This is a genomic window from Azospirillum sp. P4_B5, assembly GCF_056402275.1.
This window is the reverse complement of the sequence record NZ_JBFUHT010000004.1, coordinates 56,795-79,217: the sequence shown is the minus strand read 5'-3', so window position 1 is coordinate 79,217 and position 22,423 is coordinate 56,795. Positions and strand designations below refer to the sequence as shown.

Below are 22,423 nucleotides of genomic sequence, written 5' to 3'. Positions count from 1 at the left end.
GGTGAAGCGGTGCGAAACCCCCTTCCCCACCCCGCGGCATCGCGCCCCGCGATTTGCTCTGGTGTCCCGGCGGGCTTGCGGTCATGGTTTTCGGCAATCCGCGCCGATAAGCGCGACCAGCATGGAGGGTTCTTCGACCGTGTCCGCCGAATTCACCGTCTACGGCAATTTCAATTCACAGCCCGCCACCCGCGTCGTCCTGTTCCTGTCGATGGCCGGCGTGCCCTACGCCTACCGCCATGTCGACCTGCGCGGCGGCCAGCAGAAGTCGGCGGACTATCTCGCCATCAACCGCTTCGGCCGGGTGCCGACCCTGGTCCACGGCGACCTCAGCATTTCCGAATCGGGCGTCATCCTGACCTATCTGGCGGCAAAGACCGGCCGGTTCGGCGGGCGGGACGAGGCGGAACGGATCCGGCTGGCGGAGTGGCTGTCCTGGCTGGCCGACGTGCTGCTGCCGGTCCAGCGCGCCCGCGCGGTGCGCAAGTTCAACGGCGACGCCAACGCCCTGCCCTGGATCGACGCGGCGGCGGCCGGCGGGCTCGCCCAGTTCGACCGCCATCTGGCGGGGCGGACCTTCATCGAGGGCGAGCGGCTCAGCATCGCCGACATCTTCGCCTTCCCGTGGATCGACCTCGTGGAGGAGTCGAACATCGACATCGCCACCTACCCCAACGTCCAGGCGTGGCACGCCCGCATGCTGGCCCAGCCCGGCGCCAAGCGCCAGATGGCGCTGATGCCGCAGCAGGACGTCGACTGATCCCACAAGAAAAGGCCCCCACCCGCGATGCGGATGGGGGCCCCCTTTCAAGCCAACGCTCTTACTTTTTGGTGCCGGCCGACGCCACGAAGCTGTCGTAGGGCAGCTCGGCGACGCGGAACCAGAGCTGGGTCTCGTCGAGGAACGGCTTCCAGCTCTCGTAGATCGTCTTGAAGTTCGGGTTGGTCTTCGCCAGCTCGTCGTAATACTCGAAGGCGATCTTGTGCGCCTGCTCCATCAGGTCGCGCGGGTAGGCGCGCAGGATGGTGCCCTTGGCGACCAGACGCTTCAGAGCCTTGGCGTTCTCCGAATCGTAGCGGGCGATCATGTAGGTGTTCGCCTCGGCGCAGGCGGCCGTCAGGATCGACTGGTAGGACTTGGGGAGCTTCTCCCACTCCTGCAGGTTGACGTAGAGCGAGACGTTCGGCCCGCCTTCCCACCAGCCCGGGTAGTAGTAGTACTTGGCGACCTGATGGAAGCCCAGCCGCTCGTCGTCGTAGGGGCCGACGAACTCGGTCGCGTCGATGGTTCCCTTCTCCAGCGCCGGATAGACGTCCGCGCCGGCGATCTGGGTCGGGGTGGCGCCCATCTTCGACATGATCTGGCCGGTGATGCCGGCGATGCGGATCTTCAGGCCCTGGAAGTCCGCCGCGGTCTTGATTTCCTTGCGGTACCAGCCGCCCATCTGGGCGCCGGTGTTGCCCGCCGGGAATTGGATGACGTTGTGGTTCTTCATGAAGGCGCGCATCAGGTCGAGGCCGCCGGCCTGGAACCAGGCGGTGGTCTGACGGGCGTTCGGGCCGAACGGGATGGCCGTGTCGAAGGCGAAGGTCGGGTCCTTGCCGACATAATAGTAGCCGCAGGTGTGGCCGCACTGCACCGAACCGTTCTGCACGGCGTCGAGCACCTGCAGGCCGGGCACCAGCTCACCACCCGGGAAGGCGCGGATCTGGAACTTGCCGTCCGTGCTCTCGGCGACGCGGCGGGCGATCAGCTCCGAAGCGCCGAACAGGATGTCGGTGCTCTTCGGGAAGCTCGACGCCAGGCGCCACTGGATTTCCGGCTGCGACTGCGCAATGGCCGGCGCGGCCACGCCGGCAACCGCCAGCCCCGCACCCGCGGCCGCAGCGCCCGCACCCGCCGACTTCAGAAACGCACGTCTTTTCACGATTCTTCTCCCGTGGACTCCGCCTTCCCTTTTCGTTTCAAGCGGCCCGTCGGACCACTTGTTGCGAGGGAATTTTCACAACTGTAACAAAGCAGCGTTTTCGTTCCGATTCATCGCACAAAAGCGCATGACAGGTCTACCCTGGCCCTACGGATTAGGCCCGCGCCTCAGCCGCGCCGTCCCAGGAAGGCCGAGAGCGGCGGCAGGACCAGCGTCCGCCCGTCTGCGCTGACCTCGGGAACCGCTGCGCCCGGCGGACGCGGCAGGTCGAGTGCCGCCATCGGCGGCTTGCGCTTCAGCGCGTATTCCGCCGGCTGGTCGGACAGGTTGAAGACGGCCAGCAGGTCTTCGCCCTCCGCCGCCCGTTCGAAGGCCAGGACGCTGCCGGCCTCCTCCACCGCCGCTACGCCGCCCTGGGTCAGCGCCGGATGACGGCGGCGCAGGCGCATTGCCCCCCGCCAGACGTCGAGCGGACTGCCGGGGCGCCGCTCCTGCGCGTCGACCGCCAGGGCATGGTGGTATTCCGCCACCGGCAACCAGGTCTCGACCGCGCTGGAGAAACCGGCGTTCGCGGCGCCGGACCTCCAGGGCATCGGCGTGCGGCTGCCGTCGCGCCCCTGGAAGTCCGGCCAATAGGCGATGCCGAAGGGGTCGCGCAGGTCTTCCGGCTCCAGCACCGCGTTGGGCAGCGCCAGCTCCTCCCCCTGGTAGAGGCAGACGGTGCCGGGCAGTGTGGCGAACAGGGTGGCGAGCAGGGCGTTGAAGCGCTCCGGATCGGCGCCGGGCGGCAGCCAGCGGCTGGCGGCGCGCTCGACGTCGTGGTTGGAGAAGCTCCAGCAAATGGCTTCCGGCTGCGGCGTGCCGGTCAGCGCCCCGGCGAAGTTCTGTGCGGTGAAAGGCTGCTTGGCCAGCGACAGGGTGTAGGCGGCGTGCAGTCCCTGCGGCCTGCAATAGGCGGCGATGCGCCGCGCCGCGCCGGGCTGGCTCGACAGCTCGCCCAGCAGCACCCGGTCGGGATAGCGGTCGACCACCGCGCGCAGGCGGGCCAGCACGGTGTGAATGGCCGGGTGCATCATGTCGTAGAGATGCTGTTGCAGGGCGAACAGCTTGGCCGGCGGCTCCGCCCCGCTCCAGGCGGCCGCGGGGTTGGGGCGGAGTTGCGGGTCGTGGGCGAAGAAATCGACCGCGTCGATGCGGAAGCCGTCCACCCCGCGCTTCAGCCAGAAGGCCGCGGTCTCGCCGAGCGCCTGGAGCACCGCCTCGTCGTGCAGGTTCAGGGCGGGCTGGCTGGATAGGAAATGGTGCAGATAATACTGGCGCCGCCGCGGCTCCCACGTCCAGGCGGGACCGCCGAACACCGACAGCCAGTTGTTGGGCGGTGTGCCGTCGGGGCGCGGGTCGGCCCAGACGTACCAGTCCGCGAACGCACCACCGCGCGACCGGCGGCTGTCGCTGAACCAGGGATGCGCGTCCGAGGTGTGGCCGCAGACCAGATCCAGGATGACCTTCAACCCGTGGCCGTGCGCCGCCTCGATGATGCGGTCCACCGTCTCCAGCCGGCCCATGCGCGGGTCGACCGCCCGGTGGTCGGTGATGTCGTAGCCGAAGTCTTTCTGCGGCGACGGGTAGAAGGGGCTGATCCATATCCCCTGCACGCCGAGCGACGCCACATGGCCGATGCCCTCCAGCACGCCGTCCAGATCGCCCCAGCCGTCGCCGTTCCGGTCGAGGAAGCTGAGGGGGTAGATCTGGTACAGCGCGGCACCGCGCAGCCACGAAGACGCCTGGGACATAAGGACCCTCCACACGAGACTCGTGCAAAGGGTCGGCCCATAGCCCTAACGATCGGTTACCGGGCTGCGATTGGTCACGGCCTGCGACCACCCGGCGGTGGCGTCAGGCGCAGCCAGGGCGCCCAGACCTGCCGCATGGCGTCGCTCCACATCCGCATCGGCGCCGCCCACAGGGCCAGCATCGGGTTCGCGTTGGCGAAGGCCGGGTTGAGCATCGGGTTGGCCGAGGCCAGCAGCGCCGGCCCCATCATCCCGCGCAGCGCGTCGAAGGACGGCGTGGCGGTGATCTGGATGGCGATCGTCTCGGCCCCGCGCTCCGGGTCCTCCCGGTGCAGGATCTGGATGTCCAGGTTCGGCAGGGCGGCGGTCAGCTTGGTCTCTTCCATCGTGCTCATCCCTTCGGTGCCGGCGGGCCTCAAGGCCGGGGCCATGGTCGCCGAATGGCGCTCCCGCCGCAACCATGCAACCAAAACGCGGCGCCGATGTTTCCCCGCAAGCAACAGATGGGGATGCCAGCATGGACGGATTGACGGTCACCGATCCCCGCCCCGACGCTGAAGAGGCTGCGGCCTGCGCCGGGCTGAGCTATGTCTGCGACGACGAGCCGGGCATCCGGCGACGCCGCGCCGGCAAGGGCTTCTCCTACCGCTGGCCCGACGGCACGCGGGTGACCGAGGACGATACGCTGGAGCGCATCCGCAAGCTGGCGATCCCGCCGGCCTACCGCGGCGTCTGGATCTGCCCGGACCCGGACGGCCATCTCCAGGCCACCGGCCGGGACACGCGCGGGCGCAAGCAGTACCGCTACCATCCCCGCTGGACCGAGATGCGCGAGGGCACGAAGTTCGGGCGCATGCTGGACTTCTGCCGCGCCCTACCGGCCATCCGCCGTCAGGTGGACAACGACCTCGCCCGCCGCGGCCTGCCGCGGGAAAAGGTGTTGGCCGCCGTGGTCCGGCTGCTGGAAACCACGCTGATCCGCGTCGGCAACGAAAGCTACGCGCGGGAGAACAGCAGCTACGGCCTCACCACCCTGCGCGACGACCACGCGGACATCGAAGGGACGGAGATCCGCTTCACCTTCAAGGGCAAGTCCGGAAAGGAATGGAACGTCGCGCTGAAGGACCGCCGCCTTGCCCGCGTCGTCGGCGCCTGCCGCGACGTGCCGGGGGACGAACTGTTCCAATACATCGACCGCGACGGTCAGCGCCACGCGGTGAGTTCCGGCGACGTGAACGAGTATCTGCGCGGCGTCACGGGCCAAGACTTCACCGCCAAGGACTTCCGCACCTGGGCCGGCACCGTTCTGGCCGCCATGGCGCTGCGCGAGTTCGAGACCTTCGACAGCGCCGCCAAGGCCAAGCGCAACGTCACCCACGCCATCGAGCAGGTGGCCGCCCGGCTTGGCAACACCGCCAGCGTTTGCCGCAAGAGCTACGTCCATCCCGAGATTCTGGACGCCTATCTGGAGGGCAACCTGCTGGACTCCCTGACCCGCGAGGTGGAGACCGAGTTGCGCGAGGAGCTTTCCGAGTTGGAGGCCGAGGAAGCCGCTGTGCTGGCCTTCCTGCGCGGCCGGCTGGAGCGCGAACAGCGATCCCGTGCCAGCGAGAGCCGGCGGCGGCGCGCGGCGTAGAGCCTATGCTTCCGGCTGGTCCTGGGAGGACAGGCCGTCGCCCCAGTCCAGCCGGCGCGCGGCCTTGAAGGCGGCGCCGTCGCGCTTGCCGAGAATCCGCTCCGTCCGGGCGCCGTCCCGGCCGCAGAGCTTGAAGCCGATGCGTCCGTTTCCGGCGTTCCAGGGCGGCGCGATGATGCGGGCGTCGGGGCCGGCGCCGGGCTGGCGGGAGGCGGCGATGTAGACGAACTTCTCGTCCTCCCACGGCACCTCCGCCCCCTTGGCCATGCGGTGCAGGCGGGAACGGGCGACCCGGCGGGAAAAATGGCACCAGTCCGGTGCCGCCAACGGACAGGCGGCGCTGTGCACGCAGGGTGCCACCAGATGTGCGCCGGCGGCAACCAGCCTCTCCCGCGCCCGGATGATCCGCGCCCAGCCGGCGGGCGTACCGGGCTCCACGATCAGCAGCGTCCCGGCGGTGAGCGACCACAGCCGGCCGACCAGCCGGTCGCGTGCCGGCTCCGCCAATTCGTCCAGCACATAGGCCAGCGTCACCAGATCGCGCGGCTCCAGACCGGGCAGGTCACCCGKGGCGTCGCCGGCCCGCCATGCGATCCGTGCGGGCGACGCCGCGCCCGACAGCGTCTCGCCGACCGCGCGGATGGCCGGGCTGCCCTCGATCAGCAGGGCGTCGTCCAGGGTCGCCCAGCAATCGGACGCCGCCCACAGCGCCGTCCCCGGCCCCGCCCCGACGTCCAGGGCGGTGACCGGCGCGAAGTCGGGAAGCGCCTCGGCCACCGCCGCCATGCTGGACCGTACGGCGGCGAAAGTGGCCGGCAGGCGGGTGGCGAGATAGGCCCGCGCCGCCAGATCGTCCGACAGGTGAAAGCGCCCGTCCCGCACCTCCGCCCGGTAGCGTTGGGAAAGGCGGTCCGCCGCGCGCTTGAGGTCGGACAGGGCGATGCCGTCGAGCGCGCGGTCCACCGCGTGGCGGAGCGAAATGGGGAGTTCCATGGGTCCGAAAAAGTGCAGGCGTGGTCGTCGTCCAGCCTGTTAGCACGCCGCCCGCCCCGGGCAAACGGACAAAACAGGGAACGGGCGGCTACGCCCGCACCTGCCGCAGGAAGTCGTCGACCGCGCCATTCAGGGTGCCGGCCAACTCCGACAGGCGGTCGGCGGCCCCCATCATGGCGTCGGCGGAGCGCCCGGTGTCCACCGCCACGCGGCTGACGTCGCCGATGTTCGACGACACGTCGGTGTTCATGCACTCCACGATGCGCACGTTGTGGGTGATCTCCGAGGTGGCCTGGCGCTGCTGCTCGACCGCCGCGGCGATGCCGGACACGCTGTCGCCGATGACCGCGATGGTCGAGCCGATGCGGGCGATGGCGTCCACCACCCCCATCGTCGATTGCTGAATGCCATGGACCAGCGTGGCGATCTCCTCCGTCGAGGAGGCGGTCTGGGAGGCGAGCGCCTTCACCTCGGTGGCGACGACGGCGAAGCCCTTGCCGGCGTCGCCGGCCCGCGCCGCCTCGATGCTGGCGTTGAGCGCCAGGAGGTTGGTCTGCTGGGCGATGGCGGTGATGATGGCGACCACCTCGCCGATCTTCTGGGCGGAGTCCGACAGGCCCTTGGTCAGGCCATCGGCGCGCCGGGATTCGGCGACGGCGTCCTCCGCCACGCTGCGCGACTGGGCGATCTGCCGTCCGATCCCGTCGATGGAGGCGGAGAGCTGCTCGCTCGCCGAGGCCACGGCGCCGACGTTGCTGGTGGCCGTGCCGGCGGCGTCCGCGGCGGCGCGGGTGCGCTGCGCGGTGTCCGACGCCATGCCGGCCACCGCGCGGGCGGAGCCGGTGACCTCCGCCGCCGCCACGGACAGCGAACCCGCCACCGCCTGCACGCTGCGTTCCAGCCCGTCCGCCAGCGTCGCCATCAGGGCGCGGCGTTCCTCTTCGGCGCGCCGTTCCTGGTCGCGGCGGGTCTCCTCCGCCCTTTGGCGGGCGTCCAGCGCGTCGCGGAACGCCTCGACCGCGCCGTGGATGTCGGCGATCTCGCGCAGGGGCGAAGGGCGCAGGGGCACCGCGCCCTCGCCGCGGGTCAGCGCCTGGAGCGCCCGGCTGGCGTCGCGCACCGGCTGCATGATGAAGCGGTAGCCCAGCAGCATGTTCAGGCCGCCAATCAGCCCGATCAGCACGAAGGCCCCCAGCGCGATCAGCGTCAGCCGGTCGAGCACCGCGGTCAGAGCCGCGGCGCCCTCCTGGCTGCGCGTGGTCACCGCGTCGGAGGCGGCGTTCATCCCCTGCACCAGCCCGTCGACCAGCGTCCGGACCTCCTGGTTGTGGGCGTGGGCGTCGGTGGTCAGGCGCAGCGTTTCGGTGCGCTGCGCGAAGGCCTCGTCGAGTGCGGCGAAGGACGCGATGTCGTCGGCAACGCTCTCGAACTCGTCGGCGGCCGGCAGATGCCGGCGCAGCTCCATGGCCTTGGCCATGTGCTCGCGGAATTGGCGCAGGTCGTTGCCCACCGCCGGCGGGTAGAGCTGGGACGGCAGGCGGGTCAGCAGGAACTTGGCGTCGCGGATGGTCGAGAAGAGCGTGGCGAGCGCCTGCTCGTCCGCCGGTTGCGTCGTCGCGCGCATCGCCGCGGACAGGCCGCGGGCGATGTCGCCGGACAGGCTTTCCGCGCGGCTGATGTTGAAGCCGAACTTCTTGTCCAGCGCCTCGACCTTGGCGCCGATGCCGGCGGCCTCGCGGCTGGCCGCGACCGCCTTGGCGACGGTCTGGGCGATCTCCGGCGCGGCGTTGGCAGACATCCGCGCGGCGTGGGCGTCCAGGCTGGTCAGCGCGTCGCCGCGCGTCGCCTCGTCCCCGCTGGCGATCACCGCCTCGCCCAGCTTGGCGAGCCGTTCGGCCTCCAGCGCGATCCTCTGGTTTTCGGCCACCCGCTGCGCCAGCTCGGCGTTGCCGTCGGCGATGCGCGTCGCCTCGATGGCGGTCATGCCGCCGAACACCGCCAAAACGGCCACCACAACGCCTGCAATCAGGCAATCCACCACAACGACTTGAAAGGTCGAGCGTTTTGCCCGTTCACCTGCACCGGATACCATCTCCACACCTCATCCGCAGCGTTCCCCCGAACTCTTCGTTCTTCCGGATGGGTCGCGCGGGGCGGCTCCTCCGGGGCCTTATCGTTTGAGTACCTATATGCTCGGGGATGTGAGGATGAGGCTATTGTGGAAAACCGAAGACGGCGCCCGMCCGTCCGGTGGGCGCCGCCTCTGCTTGTTGTCGATGCTTGTGAAACGGGAAGGGACGGAGGCCGTTACAGACCGGCGCCCTCTCCTCCGGCCAGGGCGACGCAGACGCGGTCCCGGCCCTCCAGGCTGCCGCAGCCGCCGCTGCGCTGGGACACGAAGCGGATGACCACCCGTTCCCCCTTGCCGACCGCGTTGGGCGGCAGCATCGCCTCGGCGACCAGGGTTTCCACCGTCCGGGACGGCGTCCGTCCGGAGCGGGCAGCGAGCGGCGCGGCGCGGTCGGTGGCGGCGACGAATTCCGCGGGCGGGCGGGCCTCGCCGCGACCGCTCGGTTCCACCACCAGAGGCGCCGGGCGCGGCTCCAGAGCGGCCACGGCGACCGGCGCCGGGGTGACCGGGGTTTGCGGCACCGGCGCCACCGGTTCCGGGACCACCGCGGCGACGGCGACCGGTTCCGGAGCCGCCGGCTTGACGGCGGGCTTGGCGGCCACCGCCGCAGACTGCGTCGCGGGGGCGCTCGCCGGAACGATGGCGACCTCGATTGCGCTGGCGCCCGCCGCCTGCGACGGCTCGCGCGGCGCCACGCCGCGCAGGTTCGGCGTCAAGGCCGCGATGTACATCCGGGTTTCCCGCGGCAGCCTCTGCTTGCCCGCGAGGTGCGAGGCGTAGCAGGCCGGGCCGCAATTGTAGGCCGCGAGGAAGCCCGGCGCGCCGAACAGGTCGTACATCTCGCGCAGATAGGCGGTGCCGGCCAGGATGTTGTCGCGCGGGTCCGACGGATCGGACCCCAGCCCGTATTGCGTGCGCATCATGTCGTAGGTGCCGGGCATCACCTGCATCAGCCCGATGGCGCCGGCATGGCTGGTGATGGTGCGGCCGTTCACGACGGAACGCCCGCCGCTCTCGCGCATCATCACGGCCCTGATCCACTTCTCCGGCACGTCGAACCGCTCCGACGCCTCGCGCATGTGGGGGACCCAGCGGCCGAGCGGGTCGTTCGGATCAATCGGGACGACGGCCACCTCCGGGGCCTTGACGGCAAGCTCCGCCGTTTCCGGAGCGTTCGAGGCGCAACCCGCCAAGCCGAGGGCGAGAATCAGGGCGGCACCGGCGGTGCGAGCCGCGGTGAAGTCACGATAAGCCACGAGGAGGGGTCCGTGCTGATTGCACAAAGATCGAAAGCGTTACCCTCTCTTTGCGATGTAATGGTGCCGGCTGTCAAGCAACAAGGCGGGTGTAATGTCCTGATTCCACGGCCTTTCCCTTTTTCATAGCCCATTGGAATGGTTTTCGGCCAAATGCTGTTCATCCGCATTCGCCCTTTTTCTGTCCCCATCGACACTGTGGCGGTCTTTGCCGAGGCAGGCGAGAGACCCATTCCTGTCACGCCCTGAACTTGCAGGGCTGACCGCCGCCGCCCCGCAACCACTTGACTTTTCAAAGGCCATTCCATATTGAATGAACGTTCATTTATAGCCACGAACCGATGCCGGACAGCTCTCCCCTTCCCCCGTCGCGCCGGTCCCGGCGCAAGGAGGCCCGCCCCGCCGAGGTGATCGAGGCGGCGCGCGACCTGTTCATCTCGCGCGGATTTGCCGCAACCAAGCTGGAGCATGTCGCCCGCCGGGCCGGAGTCAGCGTCGGGCTGCCCTACCTCTATTTCGAGAACAAGGAAGGGCTGTTCAAAGAAGTCGTCCGTCAGTCCATCCTGCCCCAGTTCCAGATGGGCGAAGACCTGCTGGATAGCTTCACCGGCAGCAGCGAGGAATTCCTGCGCATCCTGACCCGCGGCTTCTGGGAGATGGAACAGAGCCCCAACGCCGGGCTGTCGAAACTGGTCATCGCCGAAGCGCAGAACTTCCCCGACCTCGCCCGCTTCTACATGGAGGAGGTCGTCCTGCGCGGCCGCCGCTTCTTCGCGCGCATCCTGCGCCGCGGCATCGAGCGCGGGGAATTCCGGCCCGTCGATGTGGACGAGATGGCCCGCGTGATCGCCGCCCCGCTCAGCATGCTCTCGCTGTGGAACCATTCACTGCGCCCCTTCGAGCCGGACCCCGCCGCGGCCTCCGCCGAAGCCTACCTCGACGCCTATCTCGACCTCCTCCTCAACGGGCTGAGGGTCGACCCTAAGGACCGCACCCCATGATCGACGCCGCCCGTTCCGATGGTTCCGCCGCCAAGCCGCGACGCCTCCTCCTGCTGCCCCTGCTGATCGTCGGGGCGCTGGCCGCGGGTGGTGTCGCGTGGAAGACCATGGGCCACACGGAAGCGGTGCCTCCCGCCGCGGCCAGCCTGCCCCCGGCCGAGCGGGCGGTGGAACTGTCGCCCATCGAGCTGACCCGCATGGCCCCGCGCCGCCTGACCGAGCTGGTGCGGCTCAGCGGCTCCGTGAAGCCGATGGAACAGTCGATGGTGAAGTCGGAGGTCGCCGCCCGCCTGGTCGAGGTGCCGGTGCGCGAGGGCCAAGCCGTCCGAAAGGGCGAAGTTCTGGCCCGCTTCGACACGTTGGAGCTTCAGGCCAAGCTGGACGAGAAGCTGAGCAATCTGGAGGGCGCCAAGGCGCAGCTCGTCCTGGCGGACAAGACGCGCGCCAAGAATCTGGCGCTGCGCCAGAAGGACATCGTCTCGGAAACCAACATGGACCAGGCGCAGAGCACCTTCCGCTTCCAGCAGGCCGCCGTCTCGGCGCTGGAGGCCCAGGTGGACCTCGCCCGCAAGGCGCTGCGCGACGCGGTGGTGGCGAGCCCGATCGACGGCACGGTGGCCGAGCGGTCGGTCAACCCCGGCGAGACGCTGGCGGTCAACGCCAAGATGTTCTCCGTCGTCGATCTCAGCCGCGTCGAGGTCGAGGCGGCAGTGCCCGCCGACGACGTGGCGCGGCTGAAGCCCGGCCAGACCGTGCGGCTGCGCGTGGAGGGCTTCGGCGACCGGGACTTCGTCGGCCAGATCGCCCGCATCAACCCGATGGCCCGCGCCGGCACCCGCGCCATCCCCGTCTACATCGTCCTCGACAACGCCGACGGGGCCCTGCGCGGCGGCATGTTCGCCGCGGGCGACGCGGTGGTCGACGAGGTGGAGGGCGCCTTCGCCCTGCCCCCGGCGGCCGTCCGCCACGACCAGGACGGCGACTTCGTGCTGGTGGTCTCCGGGGGGCGGGTGGAGCGCCGCAAGGTCGAGGTTCTGGGCGCCTGGTCGCGCGGCGATCTCGTCCAGGTGCGCGGGCTGGCCGACGGCGATCTGGCGGTGACCGCCCCCCTGCCCGGCCTGACTGCTGGGCGGGCCGTCAAGGTCATGGGTTCGTAAGGGGACGCGCCGCGCCATGCCGATCACCCGCATCAGCGTCGACAACCCCGTCTTCGCCACCATGATGATGGTGGCGCTGATGGTGCTGGGCCTGTTCTCCTACAACCGGCTGGGCGTCGACCAGTTTCCCGACGTGGATTTCCCGCTGGTCGTCGTCTCCACCGAGTACCCCGGCGCCAGCCCGGAATCGGTCGAGACCGACGTCACCCGCCCCATCGAGGACGCGGTCAACACCATCGCCGGCATCAAGACGCTGACCTCCCGCTCCTACGAGAGCCAGTCGGTGGTGATCGCCGAGTTCGACCTGAAGACCGCCTCCACCCAGGCGTTGCAGGACGTGCGCGAGAAGGTGTCGGCGCTACGCCCCAAGTTCCGGGACGAGGTGAAGGACCCGCAGATCACCCGCTTCAACCCGGACGACCAGCCCATCCTGTCCCTCGCGGTCAAGTCGGACATCCGGTCCTTGCGCGACCTGACCACCATGACCGACCAGATCGTCCTGAAGCGCCTGCAGAACGTGCGCGGCGTCGGGCGGGCGACCATCGCCGGCGGGGTGAAGCGGCAGGTCCAGGTGCGGCTGCGCCCGGAACGGCTGGAGGCGCTGGGCGTCGGCGTCGATCAGGTCCTCAAGGCGATCCGCGACGAGAACCAGGACATTCCCGCCGGCACCGTCTCGGGCAACGGGGCGGAGCGCGTCGTCCAGGTCGATGGCCGCGTCATCAACCCGCGGGAGCTTCTCGACATCATCGTCACGCGCCGCGGCGGCGAGCCGGTGCGGCTGCGCCAGGTTGCCGAGGTTCTGGACGGCCAGGAGGAGCAGGACTCCGTCGCCCTGTTCAACGGGCAGCCGGCGCTGGCCGTCGATGTGGTGAAAATCCAGGGCTCCAACACGGTGGAGGTGGCGCGCGGCCTCTACAAGGCGCTGGACGAGCTGCGCCGCGACGGCTCGCTGCCCTCCGATGTCGCCCTGGAGGTGGTGCGCGACACCTCGCGCGGGATCACCAACTCGCTGAGCAACGTGCAGCGCACGCTGGTCGAGGGCGGTGTGCTGACCATCGCCATCGTCATGGTCTTCCTGGGGTCCTGGCGCAGCACGGTGATCACCGCGCTGACCCTGCCGGTGGCGGTGATGGGCACCTTCGGCGTGCTCGCGGCCTTCGGCTTCACGCTGAACACGATGACGCTGATGGCGCTGTCGCTGGCCATCGGCATCCTGATCGACGACGCCATCGTGGTGCGCGAGAACATCATGCGCCACCTCGGCAAGGGCCAGGGGCACCGGCAGGCGGCGCTGGACGGCACCAAGGAGATCGGTCTGGCGGTCCTGGCGACCACGCTGACCATCGTGGCGGTGTTCCTGCCGGTGGCCTTCATGGGCGGCATCATCGGGCGCTTCTTCCTGCAATTCGGCATCACCGTGTCGGCGGCGGTGCTGATCTCGCTGTTCGTGTCCTTCACGCTGGACCCCATGCTGTCCAGTCTGTGGTACGACCCGGCGGCCCACGGGAGGCACGGGCGCGGCGTCTTCGGGCGTTTCGCGGCGGGCTTCCAGGGCGCCTTCGACGCGTTGGCGCGAGTCTACGGCCGGACGCTGCGCTGGGCGCTGCGCTGGCGCTGGCTGGTGCTGCTGATGGCGCTGGGGATCTTCGTCGGCAGCTTCTTCCTGGTGCCACGCATCGGCGTCGAGTTCGTGCCCGCCGCCGACCTCGGGGAATCCATCGTCGACGTGGAGACGCCGGTCGGGTCGTCGCTCGACTACACGGCGGCCAAGCTGCGGCAGGTCGAGGCGGCGATCCGCGAGTTTCCGGAGGTCGCCTACACCTATTCCACGGTCAACACGGGCGCGTCGGTCGGCAAGAACCGGGGCAGCGTCTATGTCCGGCTGAAGCCGATCGACCAGCGCACGCGCACCCCGAACACGCTGGCCCCGCCGCTGCGCGAACGGCTGTCGGCGATCCCCGGCGTCCAGATCGGCATCGGCATCCCCGGCGTCGGCGGCGTGCAGAAGCAGATCCAGGTGTCCGTCCAGGGCCGCGACATCGCGGAGCTGGACCGCATCGGCAAGCAGGTGACCGCCGCCATGGCCGGCATCCGCGGCTTCGTCGACGTGGACGTCAGCCTGAAGGCCGCCAAGCCGACCCTCTCGGTGCGGCTGGAGCGCGATCTGGCGAGTGATCTCGGCGTCGGCACGGCGCAGGTGGCGAACACGCTGCGTCCCCTCTTCGCCGGCGACAAGGTGTCCACCTGGAAGGCGCCGGACGGCGAGACCTACGACGTGCTGGTCCGCCTGCCGGAAAACGACCGGGCGGGCCGCGCCGACCTCGACCGCATCTACCTGACCGGCTCCAACGACGCCGAGGGGGCGCCACGCATGGTGCCGCTGTCGCAGGTCAGCCGGGTCGAGACGACGCTCGGCGCCTCGCAGATCAACCGCCGCGACCTGTCGCGCGAGGTGAACGTCCAGGCCAACGTCCAGGGCCGGCCGGCGGGCGACGCCGGCAAGGAGCTTCAGGCGGCCATCGCGGAGATCAAGCTGCCGCCGGGCTACCGCATCGTCTTCGGCGGCTCGACCAAGGACATCGCCGAGACGTCGGCCTACGCCACGCAGGCGCTGCTGCTGGCGGTGATCCTGATCTACCTGATCCTGGCCTCGCAGTTCGGCAGCTTCCTGCAGCCCATCGCCATCATGATGTCGCTGCCGCTGTCGCTGGTCGGGGTGTTCCTGGGGCTTCTGGTCGCCGGGTCCACGCTGAACATCTTCAGCGCCATCGGCTTCATCATGCTGATGGGGCTGGTGACCAAGAACGCCATCCTGCTGGTCGATTTCGCCAACCAGGCCCGCGCCCGCGGGGTGGACCTGCGCGACGCGGTGGTAGAGGCCGGCATCATCCGCCTGCGCCCCATCGTGATGACCACCATGGCGATGATCTTCGGCATGATCCCGCTGGCGCTCGGAATCGGCGAGGGCGCGCAGCAGCGGGCGCCCATGGCCCACGCGGTGATCGGCGGCCTCATCAGCTCCACGCTGCTTACGCTTCTGGTGGTTCCGGTGATCCTGACCTATCTCGACGCGCTGTCCCGACGCTTCAAGCGCTGGTTCGCCCACAAGGACCCGGACGCCGTGGCGCACGGCACGGCAACACAGGGCACGGCGGCGGAGTAGCTCCTCACCCCAGATGCTCCAGCATCAGGAACAGCCCGAGCGCCAGCAGGCCGAGGAAGAAGCAGCGCCGGAACACCTCCGCCCGCACCCGTCGGCGGAGGCTCTGGCCGAGCGCCATCCCGGCCAGGGCCGGCAGCAGCGACGCCAGTGATCCCCAGGCCAGCGTGCCGTCGAACAGCCCGTGCTGCGCCAGCCCGGCGGCCAGCGCCAGCGTGGACACCGTGAAGGACAGGCCGAGCGCCTGGATCAGCCGGTCGCGCTCCAGTTCCAGCGCCTGGAGGTAGGGCACGGCGGGGATGACGAAGACGCCGGTGGCCGCCGTCACCACCCCGGTCGCCACGCCGACCAGCGGCGACAGCCAGGATTCCGCCGCCGGCGGCACCCGCAGCGGCAGCCTCACCAGCCCGGCCACCGCGTAGAGCGCCAGGGCCCCGCCCAACGCCGCCGCGGCCTGCCCCGACGAGGTGCCGGCCAGCAGCCCCGCCCCGGCCCAGGTGCCCAGGGTGATCCCCAGCATCATCGGCCAGAAGCGCTCGACGGTGGCGCCCAAGCCGGGACCGAAGGCCAGTTGCCAAAGATTCGTCACCAGCGAAGGCACGATGAGGATCACCGCCGCCTCGGCGGGCGGCATGACGAGGCCGAGCAGACCCATGGCGACGGTCGGCAGGCCCAGGCCGATCATGCCCTTGACGAACCCGGCCAGCAGGAAGGTCAGGCCCATGGCGGCGACGATGAGGAGAGGAAGGTCGGTCATGCCCACCAGTTGAAGCTTGGCCACGACTTCCGGCAATGTGGATGTCACGCAGCCAGTCTTCGGAGCAGACGAAGGCTGATGCCTTGCCGGAGAGTCCGCCCATGCGCTTCGACCTGACCGATCTGCGCCTGTTCCTGAACGTGGCGGAGGCGGAAAGCATCACCCACGGCGCGGAGCGGACGCATCTCGCCCTCGCCTCGGCGAGCGCGCGCATCCGCGGGATGGAGGAGACGCTCGGTGTGCCGCTGCTGGAGCGTGGGCGGCGCGGCGTCAGCCCGACCCCGGCGGGACAGGCGCTGGTCCACCACGCCCGCCTCCTTCTCCAGCAAGTCGAGCGGATGCGGGGCGAGTTGGGCGACTACGCCAAGGGATTGAAGGGGCATGTACGGCTGCTGTCCAACACCGCCGCCCTGGCCGAATTCCTGCCCGAGGCCCTGGCGCCTTTCCTCGCCGCCCACCCCAACATCGACATCGACCTGGAGGAGAAGCCCAGCCACGAGATCGTGCGGGCGGTGGCGGAGGGGCTGGCCGACGCCGGGGTGGTGTCCGATCACGCCGACCTGTCGGGGCTGGAGGTCTTTCCCTTCCGCACCGACCGCATGGTGCTGGTCACGCCGCATGGCCACCCGCTGGCGAACCGCCGCAGCGTCGCCTTGCGCGAGATCCTGGAAGAGGATTTCGTCGGGCTGGCGGCGCGCAACGCCCTTCAGCAGCACATCAACGAGCACGCCATCCGCGCCGGACACCCGCTGAAGCTGCGCGTGCGCGTACGCGGCTTCGACGGGATTTGCCGGATGGTCGAGCAGGGGGTGGGACTCGGCATCGTCCCGGAAGCCTCGGCGAAGCGCTGCCGCCGCTTCACGAAAATCCGCGCGGTGCGCCTCACCGATCCCTGGGCGGTCCGCTCGCTGCTCGTCTGCGTGCGCAGCCTCGACGCGCTGCCCAGCCACAGCCGCGAGCTGGTGACGCGGCTTGCCGGCGGCGCAAACTAGCCCTCTCCCCTCCGGGGAGAGGGTGGCCCGCAGGGCCGGTGAGGGGGTTGCGCATGGTGGGAGGTTCGGCACACGCGCACCCCCCTCACCCTAACCCTCTCCCCCGGAGGGGAGAGGGGGAATCGCTCCGAGGCGTCGGGCGGCATTCCCTACTCCGCGCCCGGCACCGGGTGTGGCGCCTCCGGGGCGACACCGCCACGGCGTTTCCACAGGCGGGAGACGGCGTTGCCGGCGTCCTCCATGTAGAGGAACAGCACCGGCGTGATGTAGAGCGTCAGGATCTGCGACACGCACAGGCCGCCGACCACGGCAAGACCCAGGGGCTGGCGCAGTTCCGCGGCGGCGCCATGGGCGACGGCGATGGGCAGGGTGCCCATGATCGCCGCCATGGTCGTCATCATGATCGGGCGGAAGCGCAGCAGGCAGGCCTGCTCGATCGCCTCGCGCGCGGTCATGCCCTGGTTGCGCTGCGCGTCGATGGCGAAGTCGATCATCATGATCGCGTTCTTCTTCACGATGCCGATCAGCATCAGGATGCCGATGATCGCGATTACACTCAGCTCCTGCCCGAACACCATCAGCGTCGCCAGCGCCCCGATGGCCGCGGACGGCAGGCCGGACAGGATGGTCAGCGGGTGGATGAAGCTCTCATACAGCACGCCGAGCACAATGTAGATCACCAGAACCGCCGCCAGCAGAAGCAGCCCCTGGCTCTTCTGCGCGTCCTCGAAGACCTGGGCGGTGCCGGCGAAGCCGGTGGTGATGCCCGGCGGCAGGGCCATCTCCATCTCCGCCTGCCGGACGGCGTTCACCGCCTCGCCCAGCGAATGGCCGGGCGCCACGTTGAAGGACAGGGTGACGGCGGGAAGCTGGCCCTGATGGTTGACCGTCAGCGGCCCGGCGGTGCGCTGCACGCTGGCGAAGGCGTCCAGCGGCACCAGCTTGCCGGAGCCGGAACGCACATAGATGCGCGACAGGGCGTTGTCGTCCTGCTGGTACTTCGGCGCCAGCTCGATCAGCACCTGATAGTCGTTGGTCGGCGTGTAGATGGTGGAAACCTGCCGCTGGCCGAAGGCGCTGTAGAGGGTCGAGCGCACCTGATCGACGCCAATGCCCAGCGTCGCCGCCTTTTCCCGGTCCACATGCACATAGGCCTGCGGGCTGTTGAGCTGGAGGTCGCTGGTCACGTCCTGAAGGATCGGGATGCCGTTCATCGCCCGCTCCAGCCGTCCCGACCAGGCGTACAGTTCTTCCGTGTTCAGTCCCTGAATCGTGTACTGGAACTCGTTCTTGGACGAGCGGCCGCCGATGCGCAGATTCTGCACCGGCTGCATGTAGACGGCCATGCCGGGAATGCCGGCGAGTTGGCGGCGGAGCTGCTGGATCACCTCGCCCGCCGGCGGCCGCTCGGCGCGCGGCTTCAACACGACGAACATCCGGCCGGTGTTGACCGAATTGCCGCCGATGGCGACCGACGAGGTCATGTTGGCAACCGCCGGATGGGCCTGGATGATCCGCGCCACCTCCTGCTGCCGCTCGGCCATGGCCGGGAAGGAGATGTCGGGTGCGGCCTCCGTCGAGACGGTGATCTGGCCGATGTCCTCCGTCGGGAAGAAGCCCTTGGGGATCGCCTGGAACAGCAGGGCGGAGCCGACCACCGTCGCGATCATGACGAGGCCCATCACCGGGCGGTGCTTCAGCGCCAGCCGCAGGGTCACCGCGTAGCCGCGGTGCAGCGCGGAGAAGCCGCCCTCCAGGATGCGCCCGAACCAGCCCTCCTTGGCGCCATGCGGCTCGTGCGTCAGCATGCGCGCGCACATCATCGGCGTCAGCGTCAGCGCCACGAAGGCCGAGGCGCTGATCGCCATGGTCACCACCAGAGCGAATTCGTGGAAGACGCGCCCGACCACCCCGCCCATCAGCAGGATCGGGATGAAGACGGCCACCAGCGACACGGTGATGGAAATGATGGTGAAGCCGATCTCCCGCGAGCCTTTGAGCGCCGCCTCGAAGGGCTGCATCCCCTCTTCGACGTAGCGGACGATGTTCTCCATCATCACGATGGCGTCGTCCACGACGAGGCCGACCGCCAGCGTCAGCGCCATCAGCGAGATGTTGTCGATGGAGAAGCCCATCAGATGCATCCCGCCCGCCGTCGCGATCAGCGAGATCGGAACGGTCAGCGCCGGGATCATCGTCGCCGTCAGGCGGCGCAGGAACAGGAAGATGACCAGCACGACCAGCGCGATGGTCAGGCCCAGCGTAAACTGCACGTCCTCCACCGCCTCGCGGATCGAGGTGGAGCGGTCGTTCACCACCTCCACCTTGGCGCTGGGCGGAAGCTGCGCGCGGAAGGTGGGCAGCAGGTTGCGCACCCGGTCGACCACGTCCACCGTGTTGGCGTCGGGCTGGCGCTGCACCGCCATCACGATGGCGCGGGTGCCGTTGTGCCAGCTCGCCGTGCGGGCATTCTCGACGCTGTCGAGGACGTTCGCCACGTCGCCCAGCCGGACCGGGGCGCCGTTGCGGTAGGCGACGATCAGGCCGCGGAAGGCGTCGGCGTCGGGAAGCTGCGGGTTGGCGGCGAGGACGAGTTGCTGGCGGGCGCCGGACAGCGTGCCGACCGGGGTGTTGGCGTTGGCGGCGGCCAGCGCCTTCTGAAGCTCGTCGATGCCGATGCCGCGCACGGCCAGCGCGTTGGGGTCGACCTGGACGCGCACGGCGTATTTCTGGGCGCCGTAGATCTGCACCTGGGCGACGCCCGGCAGGGTGGCGACCTTGGGCTGGACCGCGGTTTCCGCGAAGTCGTTCAGCGCCGACAGCGTCAGCGTCGGCGACGAGAGGGCCAGCATCAGGACCGGCTGGTCGGCCGGGTTCACCTTGCGGTAGCTGGGCGCGGTGGTCATCTCCGCCGGCAGGCGGCGCTGGGTGCGGGCGATGGCCGCCTGCACGTCCTGCGCGGCGGCGTCGATGTCGCGTTCCAGAACGAACTGGATGGTGATCGAGGTGTTGCCGAGGCTCGACGTCGAGGTGATCGTGTCGATGCCGGCGATCGTCGAGAATTCGCGCTCCAGCGGGCTGGCGACGGAGGCCGCCATGGTCTCCGGGCTGGCGCCGGGCAGCGTGGCGGAGACGTTGATGACCGGGAAATCCACCCGCGGCAGCGCCGCGACGGGCAATTGGCGGTAGGCGGCGAGGCCCCCCAGAACCAGCGCCGCCGTCAGCAGGATGGTCATCACCGGACGGCGGATGCACAGCTCCGAGAGGGTCATGACGCGCCTCCGGTGAGCGGAGCCTTGCCGTTGACGCCCTCCTTGCCGCCGTTCTTGGCGGCGGCGACCTTGGCGCCGGGATACAGGCGGGACTGGCCGTCGACCACCACGCGCTCACCGGCCTGCACCCCGTCGGCGATGACGGCGATGCCCTCCTGGCTGCGCGCCACGGTGACGTTGCGGATTTCCACCGTGTCGTCGGCCTTGACCACATAGACGAAGCGGCCCTGCTGGCCGGTCTGCACCGCTTCCTGCGGCAGGGTCAGGGCCTGCGGCTCGACCCGCAGGGTCAGGACCACGTCCACGAACTGGCCGGGCCACAGCCGGGTGTCGGCGTTGGTGAACTGGCCCTTCACTAGGATCGTGCCGGTCTGCTGGTCGACTTGGCTGTCCAAGAAATTCAGAACGCCCTCGGCGGGCGGGACGGCGGCGCCGGGGATACCGGCCGTGACCGACAGCGTGCTCGTCTCCATCGCCGCGCGGATGGCCGGCAGGTGGCGCTCCGGCACGTTGAAGGCGACGGTGATCGGGCGGAGCTGGGTCAGCGTGACCAGCGGCGTGGCGTCCGCCGCCCGCACCATCGTGCCGGGCTTGGCGTTCACCGCGCCGGTGCGCCCGTCCATGGGGGCGGCGATGCGGGTGAAGCTGAGCGAGACCTTGGCCGCCTCGATGGCCGCCTGCCCGGCCTTCACCGTGGCCTCCAGCGCGTCGGCGGCGGCCACCGCGGCGTCGTACTGCTGGCGGGCGACGGTGTTGGAGCGGACGAGCTGCTCGTAACGCTTCACGTCGCCACGCGCCTTGTCGAGATTGGCACGGTCGCGTTCCAGATTGGCCTGCGCCTGCCGGAGCTGCGCCTCCAGCGCGCGGGAGTCGAGGGTGAACAGCAGGTCGCCCGCCTTCACCTCCTGCCCCTCGGTGAAATGGACCGTCTCGACCACCGAATCGACACGCGCCTTGATGGCGATGGCGGCCACCGGCTGGACCGAGCCGATGGTGCCCAGCCGCTCCGGCACCGCGCGCTTCTCGACCGTCTGGATGACCACCGGAAGGGCGCGCGGTCCCGCCGGGGCGGCGGCCTTCGCCGTCTGCGCGTCGGCCCCGCCCGCCCGGTGCGTGTACCAATAGCCGCCGCCGATCAGCGCGGCCAGCAGGAGCGCAAACAGCGCTATGCGTTTCGTCACATCGAACTCCCGGTGGGGCTGCCCGGTCCGGCCGGAGCGCGCCATCTTGCCATAAGGCAATGCGGCCCATTATCGCAGGTGAGGCTTTGCAGGTTAATGTCCATCCTACAGCCATTTGGTAACAGACTGTAACAACGGCTATGGGATGCGGGGCGATTCGGCGATGCTGGACCTGAAGAACCTGGAAGCCTTCGTATGGATCGCCCGTTTGGGCGGCTTCCGAGCCGCGGCGGGACGGCTGAACACCACCCAACCGGCCATCTCCGCCCGCATCGCCCAGCTGGAAAAGGAGCTGGGCGTCCAGCTGTTCAACCGCGGCACGCGGCGGGTCACGCTGACGTTGAAGGGCATGGAGCTGCTCGACCATGCCGAGCGGATGCTGACGCTTCAGGCCGAGCTGGTGCATGCGGTGGCCGAATCGACGACCCTGCGCGGGCTGATCCGGCTGGGGGTGGCGGAAACCATCGTGCACACGTGGCTGAGCCGCCTGATCGAACGGCTGCACAACCGGTTCCCCCTGGTCAGCCTGGAGATCGAGGTCGACACCTCCATCCATCTGCGCAACGGGCTGCTGGCGCACGACCTCGACATCGCCTTCATGCTGGGACCGGTGGCCGAGCCGGACATGCGCAACGAGGCGCTGAGCAGCTACTCCATGGCCTGGGTGGCCAGCCCCTCGCTCGACCTGCCCGCCGGGCGGCTCGGGCTGGCTGATCTGGCGCGCTACCCGGTCATCACCTTCTCCCGCCAGACCAAGCCGTCGGTGGCCATCCAGCAGATGTTCAAGCGGCCCGGCCTGCCGCCGCTGCGCTTCTACGGCAACAGCTCGCTCGCCAGCATCGTGCGGATGACCCTGGACGGCATCGGCATCAGTGCCATCCCGCCCGCGGTGATCGAGCGCGAACTGGCGGAAGGGCTGCTGCGGCTGATCCCGGCGGAGGACCCGCTGCCCGATCTCGACTTCACCATCTGCCACCCGGTGGACAGCGACAACCCGCTGGTGCCCATCGTGGCGGACATGGCGTTGGAAATCGTGCGGGCACAACGGCACGGGGCGCCGACTGATAAACGCCGTTTATCGCAAACGATCCAAAATGAAAATTTGACGGATCGGACGGATGCGTGAACCTTTAGGACACAACAGTTCGGTCACCGAGGTTTTGCCC

General features: G+C 69.6%; 16 protein-coding genes. 7 read left to right on the top strand and 9 right to left on the bottom strand.

The features are described 5' to 3' along the window. The first annotated feature begins 139 nt into the window (after positions 1-139). A complete protein-coding gene (locus AC1DVI_RS04055) occupies positions 140-760 on the top strand; it encodes a glutathione S-transferase family protein (RefSeq protein ID WP_476956851.1) in 621 nt (206 codons plus the stop codon). A gap of 61 nt (positions 761-821) precedes the next feature. Here the strand turns inward: AC1DVI_RS04055 and AC1DVI_RS04050 are convergent, their stop codons facing one another. The 3 genes from AC1DVI_RS04050 to AC1DVI_RS04040 all read right to left on the bottom strand — a co-directional run bounded on the left by AC1DVI_RS04050 (position 822) and on the right by AC1DVI_RS04040 (position 4,107). Then, positions 822-1,928: a TRAP transporter substrate-binding protein gene (locus tag AC1DVI_RS04050; RefSeq protein WP_145623558.1), complete on the bottom strand. Its 1,107-nt coding sequence runs from the start codon at positions 1,926-1,928 to the stop codon at positions 822-824. A gap of 167 nt (positions 1,929-2,095) precedes the next feature. Then, entirely contained in the window at positions 2,096-3,721 is a 1,626-nt protein-coding gene (locus tag AC1DVI_RS04045; RefSeq protein WP_476956850.1) for an alpha-glucosidase family protein, read from the bottom strand. Positions 3,722-3,795: 74 nt separating this feature from the next. Further along, complete coding sequence (locus tag AC1DVI_RS04040) at positions 3,796-4,107, bottom strand: hypothetical protein (protein WP_476956849.1); 312 nt, start codon at positions 4,105-4,107, stop codon at positions 3,796-3,798. 131 nt (positions 4,108-4,238) lie between these two features. Between AC1DVI_RS04040 and AC1DVI_RS04035 the strand changes: the two genes are divergently transcribed. Further along, positions 4,239-5,357 carry a DNA topoisomerase IB gene (locus AC1DVI_RS04035; RefSeq protein ID WP_476956848.1) on the top strand — a complete coding sequence of 373 codons (1,119 nt, stop codon included), beginning with the start codon at positions 4,239-4,241 and terminating at the stop codon, positions 5,355-5,357. A 3-nt stretch (positions 5,358-5,360) separates the two neighbouring features. Here the strand turns inward: AC1DVI_RS04035 and AC1DVI_RS04030 are convergent, their stop codons facing one another. From AC1DVI_RS04030 to AC1DVI_RS04020, 3 genes are all read right to left on the bottom strand, one after another. Further along, positions 5,361-6,350 carry a small ribosomal subunit Rsm22 family protein gene (locus AC1DVI_RS04030; protein ID WP_476956847.1) on the bottom strand — a complete coding sequence of 330 codons (990 nt, stop codon included), beginning with the start codon at positions 6,348-6,350 and terminating at the stop codon, positions 5,361-5,363. A gap of 88 nt (positions 6,351-6,438) precedes the next feature. Further along, a complete protein-coding gene (locus AC1DVI_RS04025; protein WP_476956846.1) occupies positions 6,439-8,361 on the bottom strand; it encodes a methyl-accepting chemotaxis protein in 1,923 nt (640 codons plus the stop codon). A 296-nt stretch (positions 8,362-8,657) separates the two neighbouring features. Continuing rightward, entirely contained in the window at positions 8,658-9,737 is a 1,080-nt protein-coding gene (locus tag AC1DVI_RS04020) for a lytic transglycosylase domain-containing protein (RefSeq protein WP_476956845.1), read from the bottom strand. Positions 9,738-10,078: 341 nt separating this feature from the next. Here AC1DVI_RS04020 and AC1DVI_RS04015 point away from each other — a divergent pair, with 341 nt between their 5' ends. Genes AC1DVI_RS04015 through AC1DVI_RS04005 form a run of 3 tightly spaced genes read left to right on the top strand, consistent with a single transcriptional unit; the run spans position 10,079 to position 15,058 of the window. Further along, positions 10,079-10,738: a TetR/AcrR family transcriptional regulator gene (locus AC1DVI_RS04015; protein ID WP_476956844.1), complete on the top strand. Its 660-nt coding sequence runs from the start codon at positions 10,079-10,081 to the stop codon at positions 10,736-10,738. Next, on the top strand, positions 10,735-11,895 hold the full coding sequence (locus AC1DVI_RS04010; protein ID WP_476956843.1) for an efflux RND transporter periplasmic adaptor subunit: 1,161 nt from the start codon (positions 10,735-10,737) through the stop codon (positions 11,893-11,895). The genes AC1DVI_RS04015 and AC1DVI_RS04010 overlap by 4 nt, the downstream gene beginning before the upstream one ends. Before the next feature lie 16 nt (positions 11,896-11,911). Next, on the top strand, positions 11,912-15,058 hold the full coding sequence (locus AC1DVI_RS04005; protein ID WP_476956842.1) for an efflux RND transporter permease subunit: 3,147 nt from the start codon (positions 11,912-11,914) through the stop codon (positions 15,056-15,058). Positions 15,059-15,062: 4 nt separating this feature from the next. Here AC1DVI_RS04005 and AC1DVI_RS04000 read toward each other — a convergent pair whose 3' ends face one another. Further along, positions 15,063-15,836 carry a sulfite exporter TauE/SafE family protein gene (locus AC1DVI_RS04000; protein WP_476956841.1) on the bottom strand — a complete coding sequence of 258 codons (774 nt, stop codon included), beginning with the start codon at positions 15,834-15,836 and terminating at the stop codon, positions 15,063-15,065. A gap of 77 nt (positions 15,837-15,913) precedes the next feature. On the opposite strand from AC1DVI_RS04000, the gene AC1DVI_RS03995 reads away from it, so the two are divergent. Then, the gene (locus tag AC1DVI_RS03995; protein ID WP_476956840.1) at positions 15,914-16,804 is read left to right on the top strand and encodes a LysR substrate-binding domain-containing protein; all 891 of its coding nucleotides are present in this window, start codon (positions 15,914-15,916) and stop codon (positions 16,802-16,804) included. A gap of 149 nt (positions 16,805-16,953) precedes the next feature. Here the strand turns inward: AC1DVI_RS03995 and AC1DVI_RS03990 are convergent, their stop codons facing one another. Then, positions 16,954-20,076: an efflux RND transporter permease subunit gene (locus AC1DVI_RS03990; protein ID WP_476956839.1), complete on the bottom strand. Its 3,123-nt coding sequence runs from the start codon at positions 20,074-20,076 to the stop codon at positions 16,954-16,956. Then, on the bottom strand, positions 20,073-21,257 hold the full coding sequence (locus AC1DVI_RS03985) for an efflux RND transporter periplasmic adaptor subunit (protein WP_476956838.1): 1,185 nt from the start codon (positions 21,255-21,257) through the stop codon (positions 20,073-20,075). Before AC1DVI_RS03985 ends, AC1DVI_RS03990 begins: the two co-directional genes overlap by 4 nt. 163 nt (positions 21,258-21,420) lie before the next feature. Here AC1DVI_RS03985 and AC1DVI_RS03980 point away from each other — a divergent pair, with 163 nt between their 5' ends. After that, the gene (locus tag AC1DVI_RS03980; protein WP_449227496.1) at positions 21,421-22,383 is read left to right on the top strand and encodes a LysR family transcriptional regulator; all 963 of its coding nucleotides are present in this window, start codon (positions 21,421-21,423) and stop codon (positions 22,381-22,383) included. Positions 22,384-22,423 lie beyond the last annotated feature (40 nt).

Bases quoted from the DNA above. Each gene is read 5' to 3' on its own strand.
- AC1DVI_RS04035 (WP_476956848.1), top strand. From the start codon at position 4,239: ATGGACGGATTGACGGTCACCGATCCCCGCCCCGACGCTGAAGAGGCT.
- AC1DVI_RS03980 (WP_449227496.1), top strand. From the start codon at position 21,421: ATGCTGGACCTGAAGAACCTGGAAGCCTTCGTATGGATCGCCCGTTTG.
- AC1DVI_RS03995 (WP_476956840.1), top strand. From the start codon at position 15,914: ATGCGCTTCGACCTGACCGATCTGCGCCTGTTCCTGAACGTGGCGGAG.
- AC1DVI_RS04045 (WP_476956850.1), bottom strand. From the start codon at position 3,721: ATGTCCCAGGCGTCTTCGTGGCTGCGCGGTGCCGCGCTGTACCAGATC.
- AC1DVI_RS04010 (WP_476956843.1), top strand. From the start codon at position 10,735: ATGATCGACGCCGCCCGTTCCGATGGTTCCGCCGCCAAGCCGCGACGC.
- AC1DVI_RS03990 (WP_476956839.1), bottom strand. From the start codon at position 20,076: ATGACCCTCTCGGAGCTGTGCATCCGCCGTCCGGTGATGACCATCCTG.
- AC1DVI_RS04040 (WP_476956849.1), bottom strand. From the start codon at position 4,107: ATGGAAGAGACCAAGCTGACCGCCGCCCTGCCGAACCTGGACATCCAG.
- AC1DVI_RS04015 (WP_476956844.1), top strand. From the start codon at position 10,079: ATGCCGGACAGCTCTCCCCTTCCCCCGTCGCGCCGGTCCCGGCGCAAG.
- AC1DVI_RS04005 (WP_476956842.1), top strand. From the start codon at position 11,912: ATGCCGATCACCCGCATCAGCGTCGACAACCCCGTCTTCGCCACCATG.